At 37.3% G+C, this 5,554-nt stretch carries 7 protein-coding genes; 1 reads left to right on the top strand and 6 read right to left on the bottom strand.

The window, feature by feature from the left end; translation table 11 throughout:
* Positions 1-197: 197 nt before the first annotated feature.
* The 4 genes from EO766_RS17605 to EO766_RS17620 all read right to left on the bottom strand — a co-directional run bounded on the left by EO766_RS17605 (position 198) and on the right by EO766_RS17620 (position 2,424).
* Entirely contained in the window at positions 198-1,223 is a 1,026-nt protein-coding gene (locus EO766_RS17605; protein WP_287101694.1) for a replication initiator protein A, read from the bottom strand.
* Positions 1,220-1,525 (bottom strand): hypothetical protein, encoded by a 306-nt coding sequence (locus EO766_RS17610; RefSeq protein ID WP_287101695.1) that lies wholly within the window; start codon positions 1,523-1,525, stop codon positions 1,220-1,222. Before EO766_RS17610 ends, EO766_RS17605 begins: the two co-directional genes overlap by 4 nt.
* A 196-nt stretch (positions 1,526-1,721) precedes the next feature.
* Entirely contained in the window at positions 1,722-2,054 is a 333-nt protein-coding gene (locus EO766_RS17615) for a helix-turn-helix domain-containing protein (protein WP_287101696.1), read from the bottom strand.
* 4 nt (positions 2,055-2,058) lie between these two features.
* Complete coding sequence (locus tag EO766_RS17620) at positions 2,059-2,424, bottom strand: type II toxin-antitoxin system RelE/ParE family toxin (protein ID WP_287101697.1); 366 nt, start codon at positions 2,422-2,424, stop codon at positions 2,059-2,061.
* Between the two features lie 401 nt (positions 2,425-2,825).
* Here EO766_RS17620 and EO766_RS17625 point away from each other — a divergent pair, with 401 nt between their 5' ends.
* Positions 2,826-3,320 (top strand): hypothetical protein, encoded by a 495-nt coding sequence (locus tag EO766_RS17625; RefSeq protein ID WP_287101698.1) that lies wholly within the window; start codon positions 2,826-2,828, stop codon positions 3,318-3,320.
* A gap of 952 nt (positions 3,321-4,272) precedes the next feature.
* Here the strand turns inward: EO766_RS17625 and EO766_RS17630 are convergent.
* Both EO766_RS17630 and EO766_RS17635 read right to left on the bottom strand, forming a co-directional pair.
* Positions 4,273-4,776 (bottom strand): hypothetical protein, encoded by a 504-nt coding sequence (locus EO766_RS17630; protein WP_287101699.1) that lies wholly within the window; start codon positions 4,774-4,776, stop codon positions 4,273-4,275.
* 220 nt (positions 4,777-4,996) lie between these two features.
* Positions 4,997-5,275: an ankyrin repeat domain-containing protein gene (locus EO766_RS17635; protein ID WP_287101700.1), complete on the bottom strand. Its 279-nt coding sequence runs from the start codon at positions 5,273-5,275 to the stop codon at positions 4,997-4,999.
* Positions 5,276-5,554 lie beyond the last annotated feature (279 nt).

A 5,554-nucleotide genomic window follows, 5' to 3' on the forward strand; every position in this document is an offset into this window, starting at 1 on the left:
GCGCTATTCTATATAAGCCCTAGCTGGCAACTTTTGTGAGTGATATCCCCCCCAAGTGTGAGTGATATCCCCCCCAAGTGTGAGTGATATCCCCCCCAAGTGTGAGTGATATCCCCCCCAACAAAAATTCATCAACAAATTTATCAACAAAAATAAAGTGTGAGTGATATCCCCCCCAAGTGTGAGTGATATCCCCCCTAGCTTTCTTGTAATAAGTTCTCTTCTCTGAATTGTTCATCAACCTCTACTAAAAGTGGGAGTTTTTTTAGGTTTTTAAAGGAAACAGAAGCTTTTGCGCCTTTATCAATCCATCTTAAAAAATAGCCAGGAATATCATTTTGTTTAACAATCTCTTTTAAATCTCTTTTGAAAAATCTAAATTCGCTTTCACTTCCTGACTTTTCATACAGTTTCTCAACAGAAAATTCCCATATATCCCCATGCCCACCAGTATGTTTTCTGGCCGTTCTGTAAAGAAATCTCTTAAGGGCTGATGTTATAGAGAAGTACTCAGAATCAACCATTAGGAGAGCTCCTTTAACGCAGATGCCATCATAAAGCCATTGAGAAAGAGTGATATGTATTTCCCTAATATCTTTCCTTTTTGTATACCCCCAGCTATCTAAAAACCCGAAGCCTGCGTCATACCTTCCATCTTCATTACGAATAGTCGTATCTATTCCGGTACGTTGTAGTCTGGACAAAGCAGCTCTTAAATCTAATTCCTCCTTCTTACCATCATGCTTTCTGAGAGCTTTCAAAAGCTCATGACGTGGAATGATCATTGTTCGCGGAGGAATATCAGAACCTTTATTGAGGATTTCTTGCATTTTACCAGCAACATACAAAACGATGTCCCAATCGTAAATGCTGGCTAGAAAATGGCCTGTATGACGAGAAACCTTAACTTTAATCATATTTTTACCGTCATGTTTTTCATAGATGATGGGTTCTTTACGATTTTTAGATAACGCCAAAAATGGTACTTCCATCATCTCCGTTATGTCTCTGGCAGCTCTTTCTTGAGGGCTTAATTCCGGTAATCTTGGAGGCTTTGGCTTTTTAACTTTTGGTTCTTTTAACTTGATCTCTTTCGAGGCTTCAGAAGCTTCTATTATCTCTTTTGAAGTCTCTGTTTGCTCTTGGATAGAAAGCTGTTGAGCTTCTTTTTCACCAAATGTTCTTGCTAGCTTAAGAAAAAATGAAGATAGAAATTTTCTCATGGTTTGATCTCTGTTTTATCTTTTGCTTTCTTATTCTCATTCAGCCATTCAGCAAGTTTTTTAGAACTGGAGAGAATATCTTGAGGCAGCTTTAATCCTTTTTTGTCACACAAAAACTGTGCAAATGCTAGTTGCCTTTGGCTTGGCTCTAGGTCTTTACTTTCTTCATTGATCATTCTTGCTGCTATGGCTTTAATTTCGATAGTTCTGTCTTTTGGAACCCAAACCTGAACAAAGCAAAGATTCTTTCCTTTTAATCGATCTCTACGTTTTTGTTGTCTCTCAGCTGCTGTAAAAGCCATTGTTAACTTTTCTCTTCTTTATTTGTGAAAGTCACGTTAATATAGTTGTAACAGGAAAGAATTAGATTTGAAAATATAAAAAAATCAAACTTTAGTTTGCATATTGCGTATGCACAGTTCTGTGCACAACCATGTTTTTTGTAGTCGTGCAGAATTTACGATTTTAAAAATAATCTTTAAAATTCAGAAAAAGGATTTAAGCGCTTAAGTTTTGAAGTTCAACTCTTCCTTGAAGACGCTTTCGGGATTTAGGCTTAATTAAAATTCGAACATCTCTGCCTAAGATTGTTAAAAACCTGAAAAGCCTTTCAACGGAAAAACCAGATAATTTTCCATTCATCAAAGCTGAGACTTTTGGTTGATCAACTCCTAAAAGAGTTGCAGCTTGAATTTGAGATAAGTGTTTATGTTGAATTATGGAACTGATTTTACGTGAAAGTTCAGCTTTAAGGAGCATTGTTTCTGCATCAGTAAAGCCTAAATCTTCAAAAACGTTCCCTGTAGAAGCTGTAATTTTAAGGTTATCCATTTTCTTATCTCCCCTTTATAAACGCCTTATAATGCTCTTCTGCTGTTTTTAATCTTTTGTGGATAAGCTCAATATCCTTCTTGGGTGTTGCAATACCAGATTTAGATTTCTTCTGAAAAGCATGCAGAACATAAACAGTTCCTTTAAATCGAACGGTATAAATTGCTCGGTAAGTGTCTGTATTAAAATTCTCAACAACTTCTAGAACGCCAGCCCCTAGAAAACCTTTCATCGGTTTTGCATTGGGTGACTTTTCTCCACATTGAGCAAGGTAGAGCGCATACCCTATTTCTTCCAGAACGTCGTCTGGAAATTCTTTGAGATCTTCTCTGGAAGAACCAATCCACTGTAAATCATGTGCTCTAATCATAACTAACTATGCCAAATTTGGCATAGTTAGTCAATCAATTCTAAAAACAAAATTTGGAAAACGATACCTTTTTCTAAAAACCAAAACTCAATTGTCAGCTTTATGAAACCTAGGAAAACTGCGGTTTTTCAGAAACGTTGCTTGCAACGTATAAGCGCGCACATTTCGATTTTTACAAAATCTCAATCTGACTTTTTGTGATTTTGATGTTTGGTGAGACATTATGTTTGTTTATCTGAGCACAATAGTATTTTTAATTGAAAAAAAACAAAAAATAAACTTTATGCTTTTCTAATTATAAACTTGTATGGAGCTAATACATTCAGTGGTTTAAATGCTCCAAACTGGAAGGAAAATTAATGTTTAAAAAATCAATAACTTTACTAACATTAGTCTCATGTATGACATGGGATTCTGTTCAAGCCTCAACAAGAGAGAAGGAAATGTATATGGAAGTTGTACGGATGGAACAACGGCTCTCTCATATGCCGCAGAGGCGTGTAGTTCAAAAAGAGTTTATTCCAGGTGAGCAAGTAGGAAATACATGGACTCCAAATGGATTTATTCAAGGTGATAGAAGTGCCGAAAAACCTCAACGATATATATGCGATATTGAAGAATTAAATTTACAAACAGGTGAATGGAGAAAAATCGCTGACTATACTGTTACGAATCCTGCAAGGTCGAAAATACTATCTGAAGCAGAAGTATCTGCAAAGATACCTTCCGAATTAATCGGGGCAAGTCAAAATAGAGAAAGCATAGCGGCTCGTCTTGCAGAACTCAAACGAGATCTTAGTGCATATAGACAGTTAAAAACCCAACATCCGCGTCCTCAAAGTCCTCTCATGACTGATGTTGAAATGCAATATGCTACTTTTGAGGCAAAACGTTAGTAGAGATATTGCTCACTTGAGAGAAAGTTTTAATGAAGCACACAGCTGAAATCTAAAAATTTAAACCAAACCAAAAGACAGACGAAGAGGACTAAGATGCTGCTACGCTTTAAACGCAAATTGAACATAGTATACCTCATGATGATCATCATGGGATGCGGATTATGGAACAGTCCAGCAAATTCTATGAGAAGCGTTAGCTTTTATAGCACTAACGACGAATGTGGTGAACCACGCGTCACAACAGTGAGGGTTGATGGGCATCATATGATTTGCACTGAAGCACGAGACGACATTCCTCGTCTAGAAATGGGAGCTTGGCAAGAACAGTGGTCTTTTAGCAAGTTTCGCAAGGGGCCTTATAGTCATTGGATACATGACCCAAATTGCCATTTTCGCACTCAAAATTTTGAGGATATTACACAACAGGTACGGTGCGATTTTCAAGTTAATGGAGACTGGAGAGCTTGTACGATACCTGCGGCTAACATGAACTCAGATATCTTGATTGGTATTAATGAGTTTAATGCGGTAACTTATGTTAAGGCTAAATGAAACACCCATCTCAGATCGCCTTAAACGGCGTCTATAGCATCATTTTAATAGAAGATAACAAAAATTAAAGGTGAAAAATTTTTCCTGTGTACGCTCATTTAAACCATCATAGAAACGATGTTGGCTTATTTAGGACTGGTATCAACAAATCTAATTTTCCGTCTTCGTCAGAGAGAAAATTTTCAGAGAATGGGTCTAGTGGAAGAACCCCCTTAAAGACATTTTCTTTTGAGAGGAAGAATGGTCAGAAATTACCGACGCCCGTTGTTCTCAGAACTTTCTGTGGACGGAAAATTAGATTTGTTGATACTGGGCCAGGTAACAAGTAACACAAATCCGCTTTGAGCGGTTTGTCTACAAACTCCCACTGCTAGTGGGAGTAATCGAGTTGAGTGAGCTATTGGATCGCTTCAAAATTTGCATATTCCTTATCTGTCTCTGTCATTAATGGACTTTCTGGCCTAGGGGCTCTTCGTTTCAGCTCACGATAAGCTGCTAAGTTTCGTGCTAGCTCACTTAGCCTTGTATTCAGTTCCTCTTTGTTGCCCTTGATTTTTGCAAATTCAGGGTGCGTTCCGGCGAAGGCAGAATCCTGTTGAGCTGCCCAAGTGTTACGATCTCCCTCCCAATATATTTCCTTCAGCGGCCCGACTTCGACCCATTCTGTTTTTTCCCTGTTTAGTTCCAACACTTTTGCTCGAAATCCTGCTCGTTCTTGGTTCGGAGCTGATCTAACGCAATAACCAATGTATTCAACAATTTGTAATTTTCTATCTGGCATGTGTTGAAGTCTATGAGAGAGTTTAGCTACCTCTAGGTGCATATCTTTCTCTCTTGTGGCTTGTGCAGAATTTTCTATCGTGCATAGAGTTAACACTAATACCGCTACTGCTTTAAACATAATGATTCCCTTTACCTTGTTGTATGATAGCTTCCATGGAAAAATTTTTGCTTAGAGTAAACAAAATAGTTAAAAATAGAAAGTTGAAAAAAGTCAGATTAAGATTTTGTAAAAATCGAAATGTGCGCGCTTACACATTGCAAGCAATGTTTTCAAAAGCAGCGGTTTTCCTAGATTTCAAAAATAAAAATCTAGGTTTCATCAAAAACCTTAAAAGCTTCTAGTTCCCCAAAAGAATTTTGACAATTTCTGGATGGTTGTATTTTTGAGCTACTTCTAAGGCAGTACGCCCTTGCTTATCTTTGATGTTTTTATCTGCTCCTCCTTCGATGAGAGCTTGTAGGGCTTTAGATTTACCGTAGAGGACAGTTCTGATAAGAGGGGGGATGTTGAAGAATCCATAGTCGTTTAAGTCAATTCCCTGATCTAACAGCAATTTGATCTTGGATGGATCATTGGCGAAGATAGCGCTCACAAGTTGGATGTTAGGACTGGTCATTGAAGCTAAAAATTTTAAGATAAGGGTTATTGGTTTGAAAAAGGTATCAAACTTAAAAAATTAGAAACAGCTGAAAATAATTTTTTGAAAGAGAAAAAAAAATAAGGTCAAAAAACAGACTTTTTCCACAGGATTTATCCACAGAAATTTTGGTTTTAAATACAGTTTTAATTAGTTTTAATTAGTTTTAGGAATGACGGCGCTAGTCTATATAAGCCCTAGCTGGCAACTTTTGTGAGTGATATCCCCCCCAAGTGTGAGTGATATCCCCCCCAAGTG

The sequence above is a fragment of the Hydrotalea sp. AMD genome (genome assembly GCF_004100315.1).
GTDB classification, from domain to species: Bacteria; Bacteroidota; Bacteroidia; order Chitinophagales; family Chitinophagaceae; genus Hydrotalea; species Hydrotalea flava.